Annotated in this window: 15 protein-coding genes and 1 pseudogene; all 16 read right to left on the reverse strand. The window is 56.3% G+C overall.

From position 1 onward, the window contains the following. Nucleotides 1-21: 21 nt before the first annotated feature. The 16 genes and pseudogenes from secM to rsmH all read right to left on the reverse strand — a co-directional run bounded on the left by secM (nucleotide 22) and on the right by rsmH (nucleotide 18,194). Nucleotides 22-525, reverse strand: coding sequence for a secA translation cis-regulator SecM (secM, locus tag ACZ6J2_RS17660; RefSeq protein WP_471726342.1), 504 nt, complete (start codon nucleotides 523-525; stop codon nucleotides 22-24). A 279-nt stretch (nucleotides 526-804) separates the two neighbouring features. After that, nucleotides 805-1,722, reverse strand: a complete 918-nt coding sequence (gene lpxC / locus ACZ6J2_RS17665; protein ID WP_008501977.1) for a UDP-3-O-acyl-N-acetylglucosamine deacetylase — start codon at nucleotides 1,720-1,722, stop codon at nucleotides 805-807. 101 nt (nucleotides 1,723-1,823) lie between these two features. After that, nucleotides 1,824-2,975 carry a cell division protein FtsZ gene (ftsZ, locus tag ACZ6J2_RS17670; protein ID WP_008501978.1) on the reverse strand — a complete coding sequence of 384 codons (1,152 nt, stop codon included), beginning with the start codon at nucleotides 2,973-2,975 and terminating at the stop codon, nucleotides 1,824-1,826. 63 nt (nucleotides 2,976-3,038) lie between these two features. Continuing rightward, nucleotides 3,039-4,295 carry a cell division protein FtsA gene (gene ftsA / locus ACZ6J2_RS17675; protein WP_023334508.1) on the reverse strand — a complete coding sequence of 419 codons (1,257 nt, stop codon included), beginning with the start codon at nucleotides 4,293-4,295 and terminating at the stop codon, nucleotides 3,039-3,041. Next, nucleotides 4,292-5,133: pseudogene (gene ftsQ, locus ACZ6J2_RS17680) on the reverse strand (cell division protein FtsQ). Before ftsQ ends, ftsA begins: the two are co-directional and overlap by 4 nt. A 1-nt stretch (nucleotide 5,134) precedes the next feature. Next, a complete protein-coding gene (locus ACZ6J2_RS17685; RefSeq protein WP_471726343.1) occupies nucleotides 5,135-6,055 on the reverse strand; it encodes a D-alanine--D-alanine ligase in 921 nt (306 codons plus the stop codon). Beyond that, the gene (gene murC / locus ACZ6J2_RS17690) at nucleotides 6,048-7,523 is read right to left on the reverse strand and encodes a UDP-N-acetylmuramate--L-alanine ligase (protein WP_471726344.1); all 1,476 of its coding nucleotides are present in this window, start codon (nucleotides 7,521-7,523) and stop codon (nucleotides 6,048-6,050) included. The genes ACZ6J2_RS17685 and murC overlap by 8 nt, the downstream gene beginning before the upstream one ends. Before the next feature lie 56 nt (nucleotides 7,524-7,579). Continuing rightward, the gene (gene murG, locus ACZ6J2_RS17695; RefSeq protein WP_471726345.1) at nucleotides 7,580-8,644 is read right to left on the reverse strand and encodes an undecaprenyldiphospho-muramoylpentapeptide beta-N-acetylglucosaminyltransferase; all 1,065 of its coding nucleotides are present in this window, start codon (nucleotides 8,642-8,644) and stop codon (nucleotides 7,580-7,582) included. Then, complete coding sequence (ftsW, locus tag ACZ6J2_RS17700) at nucleotides 8,641-9,885, reverse strand: cell division protein FtsW (RefSeq protein WP_023310395.1); 1,245 nt, start codon at nucleotides 9,883-9,885, stop codon at nucleotides 8,641-8,643. The genes murG and ftsW overlap by 4 nt, the downstream gene beginning before the upstream one ends. Next, nucleotides 9,885-11,201, reverse strand: a complete 1,317-nt coding sequence (murD, locus tag ACZ6J2_RS17705) for a UDP-N-acetylmuramoyl-L-alanine--D-glutamate ligase (protein WP_033144630.1) — start codon at nucleotides 11,199-11,201, stop codon at nucleotides 9,885-9,887. Before murD ends, ftsW begins: the two co-directional genes overlap by 1 nt. 2 nt (nucleotides 11,202-11,203) lie before the next feature. Beyond that, complete coding sequence (mraY, locus tag ACZ6J2_RS17710; protein ID WP_008501985.1) at nucleotides 11,204-12,286, reverse strand: phospho-N-acetylmuramoyl-pentapeptide-transferase; 1,083 nt, start codon at nucleotides 12,284-12,286, stop codon at nucleotides 11,204-11,206. After that, nucleotides 12,280-13,638 (reverse strand): UDP-N-acetylmuramoyl-tripeptide--D-alanyl-D-alanine ligase, encoded by a 1,359-nt coding sequence (murF, locus tag ACZ6J2_RS17715; RefSeq protein ID WP_471726346.1) that lies wholly within the window; start codon nucleotides 13,636-13,638, stop codon nucleotides 12,280-12,282. The genes mraY and murF overlap by 7 nt, the downstream gene beginning before the upstream one ends. Continuing rightward, nucleotides 13,635-15,122, reverse strand: a complete 1,488-nt coding sequence (gene murE / locus ACZ6J2_RS17720; RefSeq protein WP_033144628.1) for a UDP-N-acetylmuramoyl-L-alanyl-D-glutamate--2,6-diaminopimelate ligase — start codon at nucleotides 15,120-15,122, stop codon at nucleotides 13,635-13,637. Before murE ends, murF begins: the two co-directional genes overlap by 4 nt. Continuing rightward, entirely contained in the window at nucleotides 15,109-16,875 is a 1,767-nt protein-coding gene (locus tag ACZ6J2_RS17725) for a peptidoglycan glycosyltransferase FtsI (RefSeq protein WP_033144627.1), read from the reverse strand. Before ACZ6J2_RS17725 ends, murE begins: the two co-directional genes overlap by 14 nt. Nucleotides 16,876-16,890: 15 nt before the next feature. Next, a complete protein-coding gene (gene ftsL / locus ACZ6J2_RS17730) occupies nucleotides 16,891-17,256 on the reverse strand; it encodes a cell division protein FtsL (protein ID WP_008501989.1) in 366 nt (121 codons plus the stop codon). Further along, nucleotides 17,253-18,194, reverse strand: coding sequence for a 16S rRNA (cytosine(1402)-N(4))-methyltransferase RsmH (rsmH, locus tag ACZ6J2_RS17735; RefSeq protein WP_021240527.1), 942 nt, complete (start codon nucleotides 18,192-18,194; stop codon nucleotides 17,253-17,255). Before rsmH ends, ftsL begins: the two co-directional genes overlap by 4 nt.

An 18,194-nucleotide genomic window follows, 5' to 3' on the forward strand; every position in this document is an offset into this window, starting at 1 on the left:
TAAGGTATTGAAAAAGTTAATTTAGCTGAGGCGTTGCGGCCCGGCGCGAATGCCGTGAGCCTGGCTAATCCATGTTGAAACAGAGAATGAAACAGGCGAGACAAACGCACGCTGCGTTGTCTGACGAACCATGACCGGCGGCTGGCTGTCCTGCGTAAGCAGCGCGTTGAGCGTGTCCAGCAGGGCAAGATGCTGAGCCTGCACCGGCAGCGCCTCTTCCGCAACAGGCATGGCCTGCGGTGCCATCGCAAAGGACAGATGGCGGATAACGGTGCGGATAGCGTGCTGGTGCCAGTAATCGACGGTGAAGTTTGGGCGGCGGCTGGCTTCAAGCCACGCGAGGTTAGTAAAGTTAACCCGCGTGTTGAGATCGTGTTTAGTGGTGGAGGTTTTTGCGGGCGTCGCCGCTTCGGCACTGTTGCTGAGCGCAGGCAAGCCGAAACTCGCCGCAACCATCCCTAATAAGAGATGCGGCCAGAAGTAACGTCTGCCAAATTGTCGCCAGCGCGTCAGTATTCCGCTCACCTGCTCCACCCAATAAGCCAGCCTTGCAGAGGCTGAGTTCAGTTATTCATTTTAGCGCCCAGATAGTACCACTAAAGCCAATATACATCAGCAGGAATGAAGTGCCGCCGCGGGGAAAAATGGTCAAGAATGCAGCTAACGCACATATTATCTGAGTAAGACAAACGAGAGATACCGCTGGGGTAAACGAAGAAGGGTAAAAATAAAAACGACTGGTCTTCCTGGTCGGAGAGAGTACCAGGTTAACCAGTCGATTTTTTTACGAAACGGTTTGAACCGTTACGCCAGAACCATGCTTGGTGCTTTGAAAGCCAGCGGCAGTTCAGCTTCGTCTTCGAAAGTCACATATTCCCAGGCTTCCTGTTTTGCCAGGACGGCCTGCAACAGTTTGTTGTTCAGCGCATGACCGGATTTGAACGCGGTAAATGCACCAATGATGTTGTGACCACACATGAACAGGTCGCCGATAGCATCCAGCATTTTGTGACGAACGAATTCATCTTCGAAACGCAGGCCGTCTTCGTTCAGTACGCGATAATCGTCAACAACGATGGCACAATCGAAGCTGCCGCCCAGGCACAGGCCGCGGGACTGCAGATATTCGATATCACGCATGAAGCCAAATGTACGGGCTCGGCTGATCTGGCGCATAAACGCATCAGCAGAGAAGTTCATCGCATAGCGTTGGGTGCTGGAGTCAATCGCCGGATGGTTAAAGTCGATGGTAAAGTCCAACGAGAAACCATTGTACGGTTTGAATTCAGCCCACTTGTCGCCATCTTCGACGCGAACGGTCTCTTTGATGCGTACAAATTTCTTCGCGCAGTTCAGTTCTTCGATGCCGGCATCCAGCAACAGATAGACGAACGGTGCAGCACTGCCATCCATAATCGGGATTTCTGGCGCATCGACTTCAACAATAATGTTGTCGATACCCAGACCCGCCAGGGCGGCGTTCAGGTGCTCTACGGTAGAAATCCGCACGTCATGCTCGTTCACCAGACAAGTACAGAGCATAGTATCACGCACAGATTTGGCATCGGCCGGAAAATCTACCGGTGGATTCAAGTCGGTGCGACGATAGATGACCCCGGTATTGGCCGGCGCAGGGCGTAACGTCAGCGTGACTTTCTTGCCGGTATGTAAACCGACACCAGTCGCCTGAACGATACGTTTAAGTGTCCTTTGTTTGATCATCGTATAATCTCGCCAAATTAACTATCCAACCGAGAGTGTATATCACTAACGGTGGGCCAGTTTAGCACAAAGAGCGCAAATCCCCTAATTCCAGCCAATTCTTAGTCAGCTTGCTTACGCAGGAACGCCGGGATATCCAGATAATCTGGCTCTTTCGCCGTTTGCGGCGTTGGGTCGTTCACCACTTTCGCGGCCGGTTTCTGCTCCTGAGTCAGAGGAGACATACCGTGCTGCTGGTAACGATCCATTACCGGTTGCTGAGTCTGCTTGTTGGTCACCAGGGTGATCTCAGGACGCTTGTCCATACCGATACCGGTCGCAACAACGGTAACACGCAGCTCGTCGTTCATTTCAGGGTCAAGGGAAGTACCGATTACCACGGTCGCGTTGTCAGAGGCGAACGCACGGATAGTGTTACCCACGGTTTCGAACTCATCCAGACGCAGGTCAAAGCCAGCGGTAATGTTGACCAGCACGCCGCGCGCACCAGACAGATCGATATCTTCCAGCAGTGGAGAAGAGATAGCCATTTCAGCCGCTTCTTCAGCACGGTCTTCACCGCTCGCCACGCCAGAGCCCATCATCGCGTAGCCCATTTCGGACATCACGGTGCGAACGTCTGCAAAGTCAACGTTCATCAGGCCAGGACGGGTAATCAGTTCAGCGATACCCTGAACCGCGCCTTTCAGCACGTCGTTTGCTGCACCGAATGCGTCCAGCAGGGAAATACCGCGACCCAGAACTTTCAACAGCTTGTCGTTCGGGATGGTGATCAGCGAGTCCACATGCTTGGACAGCTCGGTGATACCCTGCTCCGCGAAGGCCATACGCTTCTTGCCTTCAAAATTGAAAGGCTTGGTCACGACAGCAACGGTCAGGATACCTAAATCTTTAGCCACTTCAGCCACAACAGGTGCTGCGCCGGTACCGGTACCGCCACCCATGCCTGCTGCGATGAAGACCATGTCCGCACCTTCCAGTGCAGCGCGCAGCGCTTCACGATCTTCTTCAGCCGCATTACGGCCGACTTCCGGGTTAGCCCCTGCTCCCAGCCCTTTGGTGATACCACCGCCGATCTGGATAGTCTGGCCAACAGCCGTCTTACGCAGTGCCTGCGCATCGGTGTTAACTGCGAAGAATTCAACACCTTCAATGCGTTCACGCACCATATGCTCTACGGCGTTACCGCCGCCGCCACCGACGCCGATGACTTTAATCACCGCGTCGTTGGTCAGTTCCATAGGTTCAAACATAATTTCTCTCTCCGTTGTGCCTGTCGCCCGAGACCGCTAATTCTCTCCGGTCTCTTAAAAAAATTAAAACTCTTTTCGCAACCAGTTGTTCAGTCGTTTGACCCACGACCCCACTGAGACGCGTTTTTCCACTTCTGCTTCACCACTGAGATGAGATTCCTTCCCGTAGTGGAGCAGGCCCACAGCCGTTGAATAATACGGCTCCTGAGCATAATCCGTTAAACCGGTGATATTCAGCGGCGCACCAATACGCACCTGCGTATGGAATACGCGCTGAGCACAGGCCGCAAGACCTTCAATTTGCGCTGCGCCGCCGGTTAATACAATCCCCGCCGCAAGATGATGTTTAACGCCCTGCTGACGAAGCTGTTCCTGTAACTGTAAAATCTCTTCGTTGACCAGGTTGAGCAGCTCGGTATAGCGCGGCTCAATGACCTCTGCCAACGTCTGGCGCTGCAGGCTACGCGGTGGACGACCACCGACGCTCGGCACTTCAACGCTCTCATCTTTGCCAACGATAGATCCCAGCGCACAGCCGTGGCGCACTTTAATCGCTTCTGCATCGCTCGGCGGCGTACCAAAAGCGTAAGCAATATCGCTGGTCACAACGTTCCCGGCATAAGGGATCACTTTCGTGTGGCGCAACGCACCGCCGGTATACACGGCGATGTCCATTGTACCACCACCAATATCGACCACACAGACACCCAGTTCACGTTCATCTTCGGTCAGTACGGAATAACTTGCCGCCAGACCCGCGAAAATAAGTTGGTCAACTTTCAGGCCACAACGTTCAACGGCTTTTACAATGTTCTTCGCCATATCGTTGTGACATGTGATCAGGTGCACTTTTGCCTGCATACGTACGCCAGAAAGACCGACCGGGTTCTTGATCCCTTCCTGGTAGTCAATCGCATATTCCTGCGGAATGACATGCAGCACGCGATGTTCGTCGCGGACACGCACGGATTTCGCCGTGTGCACGACGTTTTCAACGTCTTCCTGCGTCACTTCTTCTTCGGAAATCGGCACCATACCGATTTCGTTCTGGCAGCTAATGTGCTTGCCAGAAAGGGCCAGATAGACAGAAGAAATCTGGCAATCTGCCATCAGTTCAGCCTGATCGATGGCGCGCTGAACGCATTTCACCACCGATTCAAGATCGTTTACCCCACCTTTATCCATACCACGGGACGGGCAACTGCCTACGCCAATGATATTGACCATACCGTCGGGCAGAACTTCCCCTACTAAAGCGGCAACCTTCGCGGTGCCAATCTCCAGTCCAACTACCAGTTTTCTGTCCGTCGCCTTGATCATTGTTGTTCTGCCTGTACCTGTGCCTGATTCTGTTGCTGATTAGGTTCCTCGACCGGAGCCGGTACCCAACCGACTGCTGCGCCTGAGTCATAGCGCAAATCAACGTAGCTTATCCGTTTGCCGTCAGTCTGTGCCTGCTGCTGTAAAACCGGGTAAAGTTCGACAAAACGCGCCAGACGCTTCATTGTGTCGCCGCGTCCCAGGTTGAGCTTAATGCCGTTTGTTAACGTCAGCTGCCAGGAACGCGCGCCGTCATAGCTGCATCTTTTAACGTAAACCTGTCCTTCGCCAGCACCTGACCCATTTCACGAAAACCCTGTAATACTTCGTTTTCGCTACCTTCCGGGCCATACAACATCGGTAAATTTTGCTTGTTGACACGATCGGCCGGGACGCTGAAGGAATTTCCGTCTGCGTCAACCATGTGCTGATCATTCCAACGCGCAATGGGCACATATTCAACCAGATGAATCTTCAATTCATCAGGCCATTGCTTTCTTACGCTCGCCTGTTTTATCCATGGCAGACGTTCTATCTGGCTCTGGATAATATTGACGTCCTGCGTCATAAAGGTTCCAGGCGAGCCCAGCGCCAGTATTGACTGGCGAATATCGTCGTTACGCGTGTAGTGACGCTCACCGGTGACCACCAGCTTAGAAAGCGGCAACCGCTGTGCATCTTCCATCCAGCCCAGCACCATCCAGCCGCTGATAAACACGGTGCACAGCACCCCGAGCAGGAAAATAATCCCTGCAAGACGCGTTCCATTACTCCGGCGTGAAGAAGTATATTCTTCTTCGTCATCGCGGTTGCGCGTGTTCAATGCAGCCTGAGACATATCAGCCCGCCTGGTCCAGAATGCGTACGACTAACTGCGAGAAACTCATCCCCGCCTGACGCGCGGCCATCGGCACAAGGCTGTGGCTGGTCATTCCCGGAGAGGTGTTCGCTTCCAGCAGATAAAATTGTCCGTCACTGTCCTGCATCACGTCGATGCGTCCCCAGCCCTGACAACCCAGAATATGCCAGGCTTTAAGCACCAGGGACTGTAAATCTGCTTCACGCTCAGCTTCAAGACCACAAGGGCAGAAATATTGCGTCTCATCAGAGAGATACTTCGCCTCATAATCATAGAAGGTTCCGGCCGGTTGGATACGAATTGACGGTAAAATTTCTTCGCCAAGCATCGCGACGGTAAATTCCGGCCCGCTGAGCCATTTTTCAATCAGAACTTCTTCATCATGTTGAAATGCCAGTGCTAAAGCGGACGAAAGATCTTCAGCTTTGTCGACTTTGGACATTCCCACGCTGGAGCCTTCCCGGCTGGGCTTTACAATAACCGGTAAGCCCAGTTCAGCAATGCGTGCATTAACGCTATCCGGCAGGCCCAATTCAAATTCGCGACGCGTCAGCGCAACCCATGGCGCAACGGGTAACCCCGCGCCCTGCCACAGAAGCTTGCTGCGCAATTTATCCATAGAGATAGCGGAGGCCATCACGCCGCTGCCGGTGTACGGCATGCCGATCAAATCCAGAAGCCCCTGCAGGGTGCCGTCTTCGCCGCCGCGACCATGCAAAGCGATAAAGACTTTATCGAAGCCCATGGCTTTTAATTGCGTCACGTCAACCTCTTTTGGGTCGACCAGCTGCGCATTGACGCCACCTTCGCGCAGGCCCGCCAGCACGGCCGCGCCGGAATTCAGGGAAACCTCGCGCTCGGCGGAGGTGCCGCCAGACAGGACAGCAATCTTATCAGCCATGATGCTCATCCTCCTGGGTTTGCGGCTTCAGTTTGATTTCAGCTAAGGTACGGGCGATCTTGCCGATATTTCCCGCACCCTGAATCAGAATCAAATCGTTACCCGTCAGGACCGGTGCCAGAATTTCCGCCACCAGTGCAGGGTCAGAAACCAGAATAGGGTCAACTTTACCGCGTCCACGGATGGTACGACACAGGGAACGGCTGTCAGCACCCGGAATCGGCGTCTCGCCTGCGGCGTACACGTCCAGCATTAACAGGGTGTCTACCTGTGACAGGACGCTGGCGAAATCGTCGTACAGATCGCGCGTACGCGTGAAGCGGTGCGGCTGGAAGATCATCACCAGATTTTTGTCCGGCCAGCCTGCACGTGCGGCTTTAATGGTGGCGTCGACTTCGGTCGGATGGTGGCCGTAGTCGTCCACCAGCATCGCAGTGCCGGCTTTACCGTTCACGGCGTCCAGAGGGAATTCACCGAGGAAGTCGAAGCGACGGCCGGTGCCCTGGAAGCTTTCCAGCGCGCGCAGAATGGCATCATCATCAATGCCTTCTTCCGTCGCGACGGCCACAGCCGCTGCGGCATTGAGGGCGTTATGGCGACCTGGCGCATTCAGCGTGACGTGCAGCAGCTCTTTGTCCTGACGCGCCAGCGTGAAGTGCCCCTGCGCACCAATCTGTTTGTACTCTTCCACGCGGACGTCAGCGTCTTCGCTAAAGCCGTAAGTGGTGATTTGACGACCCACGCGCGGCAGCAGCTCGCGGATCACCGGATCGTCTACGCACATTACCGCGCGTCCATAGAACGGCAGGTTGTGCAGGAAGTTGATGAAGGTCTGCTTTAAGTTCTCGAAGTCGCCCTGGTAGGTATCCATATGGTCAGCTTCGATGTTAGTGACAATCGCCACCATCGGCTGCAGGTGCAGGAACGACGCGTCGCTCTCATCCGCTTCAGCAATCAGGTAACGACTGTGGCCCAGACGCGCGTGTACGCCCGCGGCTTTGACCAGACCGCCGTTGACGAACGTCGGGTCGAGACCCGCTTCCGCATAAATACTGGAGACCATCGCCGTGGTCGTGGTTTTACCGTGGGTCCCGGCAATGGCGATGCCGTGACGGAAACGCATCAGTTCCGCCAGCATTTCTGCACGGCGGATCACCGGAATGCGCGCGTCGTGCGCGGCAACAATTTCCGGGTTGTCAGAGGAGATGGCGCTGGAGACCACCACCACGCTCGCATCGCGCACATTTTCTGGACGATGGTTGAAATAGATAGTCGCCCCAAGCGACGCCAGCTGCTGCGTAACAGGGTTTGGCGCCAGGTCAGACCCGCTGATCTGATAACCTTCGTTAGCTAACACTTCGGCAATACCGCCCATGCCAGCACCACCGATGCCAACAAAGTGAATGTGCCGGACGCGACGCATCTCGGGCACGATTGAACGCAGTTTTGCCAGTTGTTGTGTATTCATTCTCTAAACGCCATCGACTACTTAAAATTCGTGCAGCGCAAAACGCGCTGCGAGGGTTAAGCCTGGGCTGCCAGGCTCACTTCTTTTGCCACCCGTTCCGTCGCATCAGGGATAGCGGCCGCGCGCGCGCGTTGCGCCATCTCCAGCAGTGCGTCTCTGTTCCAGCCCGCCAGGGTGGTGGCGACCGCGTCGGCGGTAAATTGTGGCTGCTCAAATATCTTCGCGGCACCGGCTTTCTCAAGCGGCAGCGCATTCCAGTACTGCTGTCTGTCTTTGTGCTGGAACGGCACAAACAGGGCCGGCAAACCGGCGGCGGCGATCTCGCTCACCGTCAGCGCGCCTGAACGACAGACCACGACATCGGCCCAGGCATACGCTGCCGCCATGTCGTCGATAAACTCTGTGACTTTATGCTGCGGCTGGCCTTCGTCTGCGTAAGCTTGCTCAACGGTCTGCTGAGCGCCTTTTCCGCTCTGGTGCCAGATCGTCACGGTATCCCCCAGCTTTGCGGCAACCTGCGGCATCGTCTGGTTTAAAATGCGTGCGCCCTGAGAGCCGCCGACGACCAGTACACGAACCGGCCCTTCACGGCCCATCAGGCGAGCATCCGGCAGCGGGAGCGCCAGCACGTCGACACGCACCGGGTTACCCACCACGTCCGCTTTCGGGAACGCACCGGGAAACGCCTGCATAACTTTGGTAGCGATTTTCGCCAGCCACTTGTTGGTCAGACCGGCAATACCGTTCTGTTCATGCAGCACGACGGGAATGCCTAACGACCACGCCGCCAGCCCGCCAGGACCAGAGACATAGCCGCCCATGCCCAGCACCACATCTGGCTTAAAGCGCTTCATGATGGTGCGCGCCTGACGCCAGGCGTTAAAAATACGCACCGGAGCCAGCAGCATTGCCTTGAGGCCTTTGCCCCGAAGGCCGGAAATACGAATAAAGTCGATCTCGATACCGTGCTTCGGCACCAGGTCGGCTTCCATGCGGTCTGCGGTTCCCAGCCAGCGTACCTGCCAGCCCTGATCCATTAAATGGTGCGCAACCGCCAGTCCCGGGAACACGTGTCCGCCGGTACCGCCTGCCATCACCATTAACCGCTTCGGTTGATTCATCGTGAACCTCGTGTAAACGCCTGGGCTTTTTCCAGACGCGTTTCATAATCTATACGCAACAAAAACATGATGGCCGTCGACATAATCAACAGACTCGAACCACCATAACTGATCAACGGCAGCGTCAGACCTTTGGTCGGCAGCATACCTGCTGCGGCCCCGACGTTAACCAATGCCTGGAAGCTAAACCAGATACCAATTGAACAGGCTAAGAATCCTGAGAAGCGGTGATCGATCTCCAGCGCTTTCCGGCCGATAGACATGGCGCGGAAAGCGACGAAGAATACCATTAAAAGCGCTAATACCACACCGATATAACCCAGTTCTTCCGCAATAATGGAGAAGATGAAGTCAGTGTGCGCTTCCGGTAAATACTCCAGTTTCTGTACCGAGTTACCCAGCCCTTGCCCCCAGACTTCACCGCGACCAAAGGCCATCAGCGACTGCGTCAGCTGATAGCCGCTGCCGAACGGATCTTCCCACGGGTTCCAGAACGAGGTCACACGGCGAATACGGTAAGGCTCGGCGAGGATCAGCAGCACAACCGCTGAAATACCCATCCCGATGATAGCGATGAACTGCCACAGCTTCGCACCCGCCAGGAACAGCATGGCCAGAGTGGTAACGAACAGCACGACAACGGTACCGAGGTCAGGCTGCGCCAGCAGTAATACCGCCAGCACCAGAATCACGCCCATCGGTTTTAAGAAGCCGCGCAGGTTGTTACGCACTTCATCAACCTTACGCACCAGGTAGTTAGCCAGGTAGCAGAACAGGGAGAGCTTGGTAAATTCCGCAGGCTGAATGCGCAGCGGGCCAAAGGCGATCCAGCGTGATGCCCCGTTAACAGAGCTCCCCACCACCAGTACGATCAGCAGCATAATAATCGAGGCGATCAGCATCGCCGTACTGTGCCGCTGCCAGAACTCCATCGGCAGGCGCAAGGTCACAAGCGCCAGGCAGAACGCCAGGATGATGTAAAGACCATCACGCTTGGCAAACAGGAAAGGATCGTTCGCCAGACGCTGCCCGACGGGCATTGACGCTGACGTCACCATAATAAAGCCTACCGCCGCCAGCCCCATGGTGAGCCAGAACAGGGTGCGATCGTACATGACCAGGCTGTCGTTATCTTTTTGACGAGAGCCCATCACCCAGCCTTTGAGCGCCGCAAACACCCATGCCAGGATCCCAAATCCTGGCAGGCGCGGCATTTTCAGGCGAGGGAGAGATAAACGCATTAGCCTAACTCCTTCGCCAGGCGGGTAAAGACATCACCACGCTGTTCGAAATTCTTGAATTGATCGAGGCTGGCACAGGCCGGAGAGAGCAGCACCATATCGCCTGGCTTCACGCGAGGTGCAATCAGCCGCATCGCCTGTTCCATGGTTTCGGTTTGCTCGGCAACCTCAGGGCGCAGTTCAGCCAGCTCGCTGCCGTCACGGCCGAAGCAGTACAGGCGGATGTTATCTCCGGCGAGATACGGCTTCAGGGAGGAGAAATCAGCTGATTTACCGTCGCCGCCCAGCAGTAAATGCAGGGTGCCGTCAACGTGCAGACCGTTCAGCGCGGCCTCCGTGCTTCCGACGTTGGTGGCTTTGGAGTCGTTAATCCAGCGCACGCCGTTGTGCTCCAGCGCCAGCTGGAAACGGTGTGCCAGGCCAGAAAACGTGGTTAACGCTTTCAGGCTGGAGGAGCGCGGCAGCCCTACTGCATCCGCCAGCGCCAGCGCCGCCAGGGCATTGGTATAGTTGTGCTGACCAGTGAGCTTCATCTCTTTCACGTTCAGCACTTTCTCACCCTTCACGCGCAGCCAGGTTTCGCCCAGCTGACGGTTCAGGTGGTAATCCCCCATCGTGATACCGAAGCTGATACAGCGATCGTCCGCGCCACGCACGGGCATGGTCAGCGCGTCATCGGCGTTTACAACGCAGACTTTGGCATTTTCATACACGCGCAGCTTGGCGGCACGGTACTGCTGCAGACCAAATGGATACCGATCCATATGATCTTCAGTCACGTTGAGGATCGTCGCAGCCGCAGCATGCAGGCTGGAGGTGGTTTCCAGCTGGAAGCTGGAAAGCTCGAGAACATACAGCTCGCAGCCTTTGTCCAGCAGCATCAGAGCAGGTAAACCAATGTTACCGCCAACCCCGACGTTCATTCCCGCCGCTTTCGCCATTTCACCCACCAGGGTGGTGACGGTGCTTTTACCGTTAGAACCGGTAATGGCGATAACGGGTGCCTGCGCTTCGCGGCAGAACAGTTCGATATCGCCGACAATCTCAACGCCCGCATCCGCGGCAGCGCTCAGCGAAGGATGCGCCAGCGCCATACCCGGGCTGGCGACAATCAGATCGGCTGCCAGCAGCCAGTCATCATTCAGACCACCAAGGTGGCGTTCAACCTGTTCCGGCAGTTTGTCCAGACCCGGCGGAGAGACACGCGTATCCATCACGCGTGGCGTCACGCCGCGTGCGAGGAAAAAGTCCACGCAGGAGAGCCCCGTGAGGCCCAACCCGATGATAACGACTTTTTTGCCCTGGTAATCTGCCATGATTAACGTACCTTCAGCGTAGCCAGGCCAATCAGCACCAGCATCAGCGAAATAATCCAGAAGCGCACAATCACGCGCGGCTCCGGCCAGCCTTTCAGTTCATAGTGGTGGTGAATCGGCGCCATACGGAAGATGCGCTGACCGCGCAGCTTGAAGGAACCGACCTGCAAAATCACCGACAGGGTTTCAACCACAAACACGCCGCCCATGATCACCAGCAGGAACTCCTGACGCAGCAGTACGGCGATAATGCCGAGCGCACCGCCCAAAGCCAGGGAACCGACGTCTCCCATGAAGACCTGCGCCGGATAGGTGTTGAACCACAGGAAGCCCAGCCCCGCGCCGACAATCGCCGTACAGACGATCACCAGCTCACCCGCGTGGCGCAGATAAGGGATGTGCAGATAATTTGCAAAGTTCATGTTACCGGTCGCCCACGCCACCAGCGCAAAACCGGCGGCCACAAAGACGGTTGGCATAATCGCCAGGCCATCCAGACCGTCGGTCAGGTTAACGGCGTTGCCGGTACCGACAATCACAAAGTAGGCCAGCAGGATGTAGAACAGCCCCAGCTGCGGCATCACGTCTTTAAAGAATGGCACGACCAGCTCGGTGGCTGGCGTATCTTTCCCGGCCAGATACAGCGCGAAGGCCACGCCCAGCGCGATCACCGACATCCAGAAATATTTCCAGCGCGCAATCAGGCCTTTGGTATCTTTGCGGACGACTTTGCGGTAATCATCCACAAAACCGATGATCCCGTAACCCACCAGTACCGTCAGAACGCACCAGACGTACGGGTTGGAGGGATAGGCCCACAGCAACACGGAAACGACGATGGCGGTCAGGATCATGATCCCGCCCATGGTCGGCGTGCCGCGCTTGCTGAAGTGCGATTCCGGACCGTCGTTACGCACAACCTGGCCGAAAGAGAGTTTTTGCAGACGGGCAATCATGCGCGGGCCCATCCACAACGAGATGAACAGCGCAGTCAGCAGGCTGACGATGGCGCGAAACGTCAGATACGAAAAGACGTTAAAGCCTGAATAATATTTGACCAAATGTTCGGCCAGCCAAACTAACATGTCCCGTTCTCCTGTAATGCGTGCACAACCTCTTCCATGGCGGCACTACGTGAACCTTTCACTAACACAGTCACAATTTGTTTTTCTGTAATCAACGCCTTAAGGCGCGCTATCAACGCGGCTTTATCAGCAAAATGCTCGCCAACGCCGCTGGCTTGGCTAATCGCCTGGCTCAGTTTTCCTGCGCTCAGCACGCAGTCCAGCCCCGCCGCTTTCGCCGCTTCACCGACCTGGGTATGGCAGGCTTCGCTTTCGTCGCCCAGCTCTGCCATATCGCCCACCACCATGATGCGGTAGCCCGGCATTTCAGATAACACCTGCACCGCCGCCGTCATCGAGCCCACATTCGCGTTGTAGGAGTCATCAAGCAGCAGCTTGTTTTCCGAAAGCTGAATCGGGAACAGACGCCCCGGCACGGCTTTCAGGTTCGCCAACCCGGTCTTAATCGCTTCATGCGACGCGCCCACTGCCGTCGACAGCGCCGCCGCCGCAAGCGCATTGGCGATGTTATGGCGCCCCGGCAGCGGCAGCAGCACATCTACGCCACCCTTTGGGGTGGTGAGGGTGAACTCCGTGCCGTGCGACGTCACGTGGATATTGGTCGCGGTAAAATCACTGTTGGCCGCATTCGGCGAGAAGCGCCAGGTTTTACGCGAACCAATGATGCTTTGCCAGTTCAGCCAGTCGTTGTTGTCGGCGTTCAGGATGGCGATACCGTCATCCGGCAGACCGGTGTAAATCTCACCTTTGGCTTTCGCTACGCCTTCCAGCGAGCCAAAACCTTCCAGATGCGCCGCCGCGAGGTTATTGACCAGCGCGGCTTCCGGGCGAGTCAGGCTCACGGTCCAGGCGATTTCGCCCTGGTGGTTTGCCCCTAACTCGATCACCGCAAATTCATGTTCTTTGGTCAGGCGGAGTAACGTCATCGGCACGCCGATGTCATTATTGAGGTTGCCCGCGGTATAAAGCGTATTCCCGCACTGGCTGAGGATCGCCGCCGTCATCTCTTTCACCGACGTCTTGCCTGATGAACCGGTCAAGGCGACAACGCGAGTAGGGACCTGCTGACGAACCCAGGCGGCCAGCTCACCGAACGCGAGACGCGTATCGTTCACCACAATTTGTGGCAGCTCGATATCGAGCTTGCGGCTGACGAGCAGCGCACCAGCACCGTTCTCTTTGGCCTGTTTCGCAAAATCATGCGCGTCAAAACGCTCGCCTTTCAGCGCCACAAACAGACAGCCCGCGGTGATTTTGCGGGTGTCCGTCGTTACGGCATCAATGGTCAGGTCCTGCCCGTGCAGGTCGCCCTGCAGGATGGCAGCAGCCTGGCTTAACGTGATGCTAATCATGCCACGACTCCCAGCAGGCGTGCTGCCGTTACGCGGTCCGAGTAGTCCAGACGGCGATTGCCAACGATCTGATAATCTTCATGGCCTTTGCCCGCCAGCAGGACAACATCATTCTCCTGCGCCTGCATGATGGTGTTGGTCACGGCTTCCGCACGCCCTTCCACCACGCGAGCGCGGCCCGCGTCCAGCATGCCCGCCAGAATGTCATTAATGATGGCGCGCGGCTCTTCGGTACGCGGGTTGTCATCGGTCACAACCGGAATATCTGCGAACTGCTCGGCAATAGCCCCCATCAGCGGGCGTTTGCCTTTATCGCGATCGCCGCCGCAGCCAAACACGCACCAGAGCTTACCGGCGCAGTGCAGGCGCGCCGCTTCCAGTGCTTTTTCCAGCGCATCCGGCGTGTGGGCATAATCAACCACAACGGTCGGCTTGCCCGGCGCGCTGAACACTTCCATACGGCCGCAAACCGGCTGCAGACGCGCTGAGGTTTTCAGCAGTTCAGCCATCGGATAACCCAGCGCCAGCAGCGTCGCCAGCGCCAGCAGAAGGTTGCTGACGTTAAACGCGCCCATCAGGCGGCTTTCAATTTCGCCTTCACCCCAGGAAGAGGAAAAGCGGATTGTCGCCCCGCTGTCGTGATAATTCACCTCAACCGCCTTCAGCCAGCGGCCGTGGCAGTTCGGATTAATATGGTCTTCCATCGACACCGCAACCGCATCCGGCAGCTTCGCCAGCCAGCGGCGGCCCACTTCGTCGTCGGCGTTGATGATGGCTTGTCCGTAATGGTGAGTGGAGAACAGCAGCCATTTCGCGGCTTCGTAATGCTCCATATCACCGTGATAATCAAGATGATCGCGGCTCAGGTTAGTAAACACGGAAGCGGCAAATTTCAGCGCCGCGACGCGGTGCTGAACCAGACCGTGCGAAGAGACTTCCATCGCAGCAAAGGTTGCCCCCTGCCCTGCCAGACCGGCAAGCACATGCTGTACGTCTACCGCCGAGCCGGTAGTGTTTTCCGTCGGGCTCACTTTGCCGAGCAGGCCGTTACCCACGGTCCCCATCACCGCACCGGTTTCACCCAGCAGCTGGGCCCACTGCGCCATCAGCTGCGTGGTGGTGGTTTTACCGTTGGTACCCGTGACACCTACCAGGCGCAGCTGGTCGGAAGGTTCGTGATAAAAACGTCCTGCCAGCGCGGAAAGACGCTCGTTTAACTGGCTGAGATAGATGACCGGCACCCCGTGCATTTCACGAATCTCACCGTCGGTTGCCTCATCTTTGGCCTCAGCAATAATGGCAGCCACACCTTGCGCAATCGCCTGCGGGATATAACGACGCCCGTCCGCCTGATGACCGACCACCGCCACAAAAAGATCGCCAGAAGCAGCCACGCGGCTGTCCAGCACCATCTCTCGCAGTGCTCGCTCCGGTGCATTTGGCACCCACGGAGCGAGAAGGTCGCGCAAATTACGATCTGCCACCTGTACCCTCGCCTTGATTAATTACAAATTCACTTTTTTCGCCCGTCGCCAGCGCATCCGGTTCGATGTTCATGGTGCGTAACACGCCGCCCATGATAGCCCCGAACACAGGCGCGGAGACGGCGCCGCCGTAGTATTTACCCGCCTGTGGATCATTTATCACGACCACCAGCGCAAAACGCGGATTGCTTGCAGGCGCAACGCCTGCGGTATAGGCAATGTATTTGTTGATATAGCGGCCGTCCGGCCCTACTTTTTTCGCCGTACCGGTTTTGATGGCGATGCGATAACCTTTGATTGCCGCCTTAACGCCGCCGCCGCCGGGCAGCGCCACGCTTTCCATCATATGAACAACCGTACGGACGGTTGATTCCGGGAAGATACGCTCGCCGGGAACCGGTGGATCAACTTTGGTAATCGACAGCGGACGATAAACGCCATAGCTGCCGATCGTTGCGTAGACTCGCGCTAACTGTAACGGTGTCACCATTAGCCCGTAGCCGAAAGAGAAGGTGGCCCTCTCTATGTCAGACCACCGTTGTTTTTGAGGATATAAGCCACTGCGTTCTCCGACCAACCCCAAATTGGTCGCCTTTCCAAGCCCAAAACGTGAGTAAGTCTCTACTAACGCTGAGGACGGCATCGCTAACGCCAGCTTTGAAACACCGACGTTACTCGACTTCTGTAACACCCCGGTCAGGGTCAATTCGCTGTAGCGCGCCACGTCTTTGATCTCGTGGCCGTTAATTCGGTATGGAATGGTATTCAGGACGGTATTTTCATTGACGATACCGCGCTGAAGGGCAGTCATGACCACCATCGGCTTAACGGTCGAACCCGGCTCAAACACGTCGGTGATGGTACGGTTACGCATAATATCCTTCTGCGTACCGGTGAGATTGTTAGGGTTGTAGGACGGGCTATTGGCCATCGCCAGCACTTCACCCGTGTTGACGTCGACTAAAACGGCACTGCCCGATTCCGCTTTGTTGAAGGCCACGGCATTGTTCAGCTCGCGGTAAACCAGCGCCTGTAACCGCTCATCAATACTCAGGGCAAGGTTGTGTGCGGCCTGGCTGTCCGTAGAGGATATATCCTCGATCACGCGACCATAGCGGTCCTTACGCACAATACGCTCGCCGGGCTGACCGGTGAGCCATTTATCAAAGCTTTTTTCAACGCCCTCAATCCCCTGGCTATCAACGTTAGTAAAGCCAATGAGGTGAGCAGTCACTTCGCCGGATGGATAGTAACGACGGGATTCTTCACGCAGATGGATCCCCGGCAACTTCAATTTTTTGATGTAGTCCGCCATGTCAGGGTTCACCTGACGTGCCAGATAGATAAACCGCCCTCTCGGGTTCGTATTTACGCGTGAAGCTAACTGGTCCAGCGGCATCTTCAGCGCATCCGCAAGGGCCTTCCAGCGGTTATCAAGCGTGATACCGCCGGCGTCATGCAGTTCTTTAGGATCGGCCCAGATCGCCTTCACCGGCACGCTCACCGCCAGCGGACGACCCGAGCGGTCCGTGATCATCCCGCGGGATGTCGACACTTCCTGGACGCGCAGAGAGCGCATATCGCCCTGGCGTACCAGCATGTCAGGGGCGATGATTTGCAGCCAGGCCACGCGTCCCAGCAGGAAACCCAGCGCCAGTAAAATGCAGCCGCAAAGCAACGCAAAACGCCAACTAACAAAGTTGGCCTGTTCTTCCTGACGTTTTGGTTTTAGCGTTTTTGCCGCTGCTTTCATGCGTCGCGTTTTCCCTTATTTTTGTACTACGATATTTTCCTGCGAAGGATCAACATGCTGCAGCTGCAGCTTTTCCGTTGCGATCCGTTCAACCCGGCTGTGATCGCCGAGCGCGTTTTCTTCAAGGATCAGATTTCGCCATTCAATATCCAGCGCATCGCGTTCCAGTACCATCTGCTCGCGTTGCGCAGTCAATAAACGTGTATGGTGGGCGGTGGTCACCACCGTAACTGCCGTGACAATGATGCAAATGAACAGACAGAGTGGCAGTTTCCCAAACCGCAAAAGATCGTCGCCGATCACGCCAGGCAAGGCATGGCGCTCGTTGCTTCCTAACGAATCCTTAACTTTGCTTAGGGTCTCTGTCACTCTGCCGATCATGCGTTCGTCCTCTCTGCAACACGCAGCACTGAACTACGGGCGCGTGGATTCTCTGCCACTTCTTCTTCGCCCGGCATCAACTTGCCTAATGCTCGCAACTGACGGCCACCCAGCTTCCTGAGTTGTTCTTCCGTCATCGGCAGCCCCGCAGGCACCTGTGGACCGCGGCTTTGCTCACGCATAAAGCGTTTCACAATACGGTCTTCCAGCGAATGGAAGCTGATGATGGATAACCGCCCACCCGGGGCCAGCACGTCGAGCGAGCTTTTTAGCGCCAGCTCTATTTCCTCCAGTTCACTGTTTACCCAGATGCGAACCGCCTGGAAGGTACGGGTCGCGGGATGTTTGTGCTTATCCTTCACCGGTGTCGCCGCCGCGATCACTTCGGCCAACTCTTTGGTGCGGGTCATGGGCTCAATGCGATTGCGCTCAACGATGGCGCGCGCAATACGTTTGCCAAAGCGCTCTTCGCCGAACGTTTTGATGACCCATGCAATATCTGCTTCGTCAGCGGTCTGTAACCACTCAGCGGCAGACTGACCGCGCGTCGGGTCCATACGCATATCCAGCGGACCATCACGCATAAAGGAGAAACCACGTTCAGCATCATCAAGTTGGGGTGAAGAGACGCCAAGATCGAGAAGAATCCCGTCGATCTTGCCCGTCAGGCCACGCTCGGCAACATAATCCGCGAGCGCAGAGAAAGGTCCATGCACGATGGAAAAGCGTGGGTCATTGATGGTTTGTGCAACGGCAATTGCCTGCGGATCGCGATCGATTGCCAGCAGACGTCCTTCCTCTCCAAGCTGGGAGAGAATCAAACGCGAGTGACCACCGCGACCAAACGTGCCATCAATGTAGATGCCATCCGGACGAATATTCAGACCGTTTACAGCCTCGTCCAGTAACACCGTTTTGTGTTTATAATTTTCCATCAT

The sequence above is a fragment of the Enterobacter sp. E14S genome (genome assembly GCF_055666685.1).

Bases quoted from the DNA above. Each gene is read 5' to 3' on its own strand.
- lpxC (WP_008501977.1), bottom strand. From the start codon at position 1,722: ATGATCAAACAAAGGACACTTAAACGTATCGTTCAGGCGACTGGTGTC.
- ftsZ (WP_008501978.1), bottom strand. From the start codon at position 2,975: ATGTTTGAACCTATGGAACTGACCAACGACGCGGTGATTAAAGTCATC.
- ftsA (WP_023334508.1), bottom strand. From the start codon at position 4,295: ATGATCAAGGCGACGGACAGAAAACTGGTAGTTGGACTGGAGATTGGC.
- ACZ6J2_RS17685 (WP_471726343.1), bottom strand. From the start codon at position 6,055: ATGGCTGATAAGATTGCTGTCCTGTCTGGCGGCACCTCCGCCGAGCGC.
- murC (WP_471726344.1), bottom strand. From the start codon at position 7,523: ATGAATACACAACAACTGGCAAAACTGCGTTCAATCGTGCCCGAGATG.
- murG (WP_471726345.1), bottom strand. From the start codon at position 8,644: ATGAATCAACCGAAGCGGTTAATGGTGATGGCAGGCGGTACCGGCGGA.
- ftsW (WP_023310395.1), bottom strand. From the start codon at position 9,885: ATGCGTTTATCTCTCCCTCGCCTGAAAATGCCGCGCCTGCCAGGATTT.
- murD (WP_033144630.1), bottom strand. From the start codon at position 11,201: ATGGCAGATTACCAGGGCAAAAAAGTCGTTATCATCGGGTTGGGCCTC.
- mraY (WP_008501985.1), bottom strand. From the start codon at position 12,286: ATGTTAGTTTGGCTGGCCGAACATTTGGTCAAATATTATTCAGGCTTT.
- murF (WP_471726346.1), bottom strand. From the start codon at position 13,638: ATGATTAGCATCACGTTAAGCCAGGCTGCTGCCATCCTGCAGGGCGAC.
- ACZ6J2_RS17725 (WP_033144627.1), bottom strand. From the start codon at position 16,875: ATGAAAGCAGCGGCAAAAACGCTAAAACCAAAACGTCAGGAAGAACAG.
- ftsL (WP_008501989.1), bottom strand. From the start codon at position 17,256: ATGATCGGCAGAGTGACAGAGACCCTAAGCAAAGTTAAGGATTCGTTA.
- rsmH (WP_021240527.1), bottom strand. From the start codon at position 18,194: ATGATGGAAAATTATAAACACAAAACGGTGTTACTGGACGAGGCTGTA.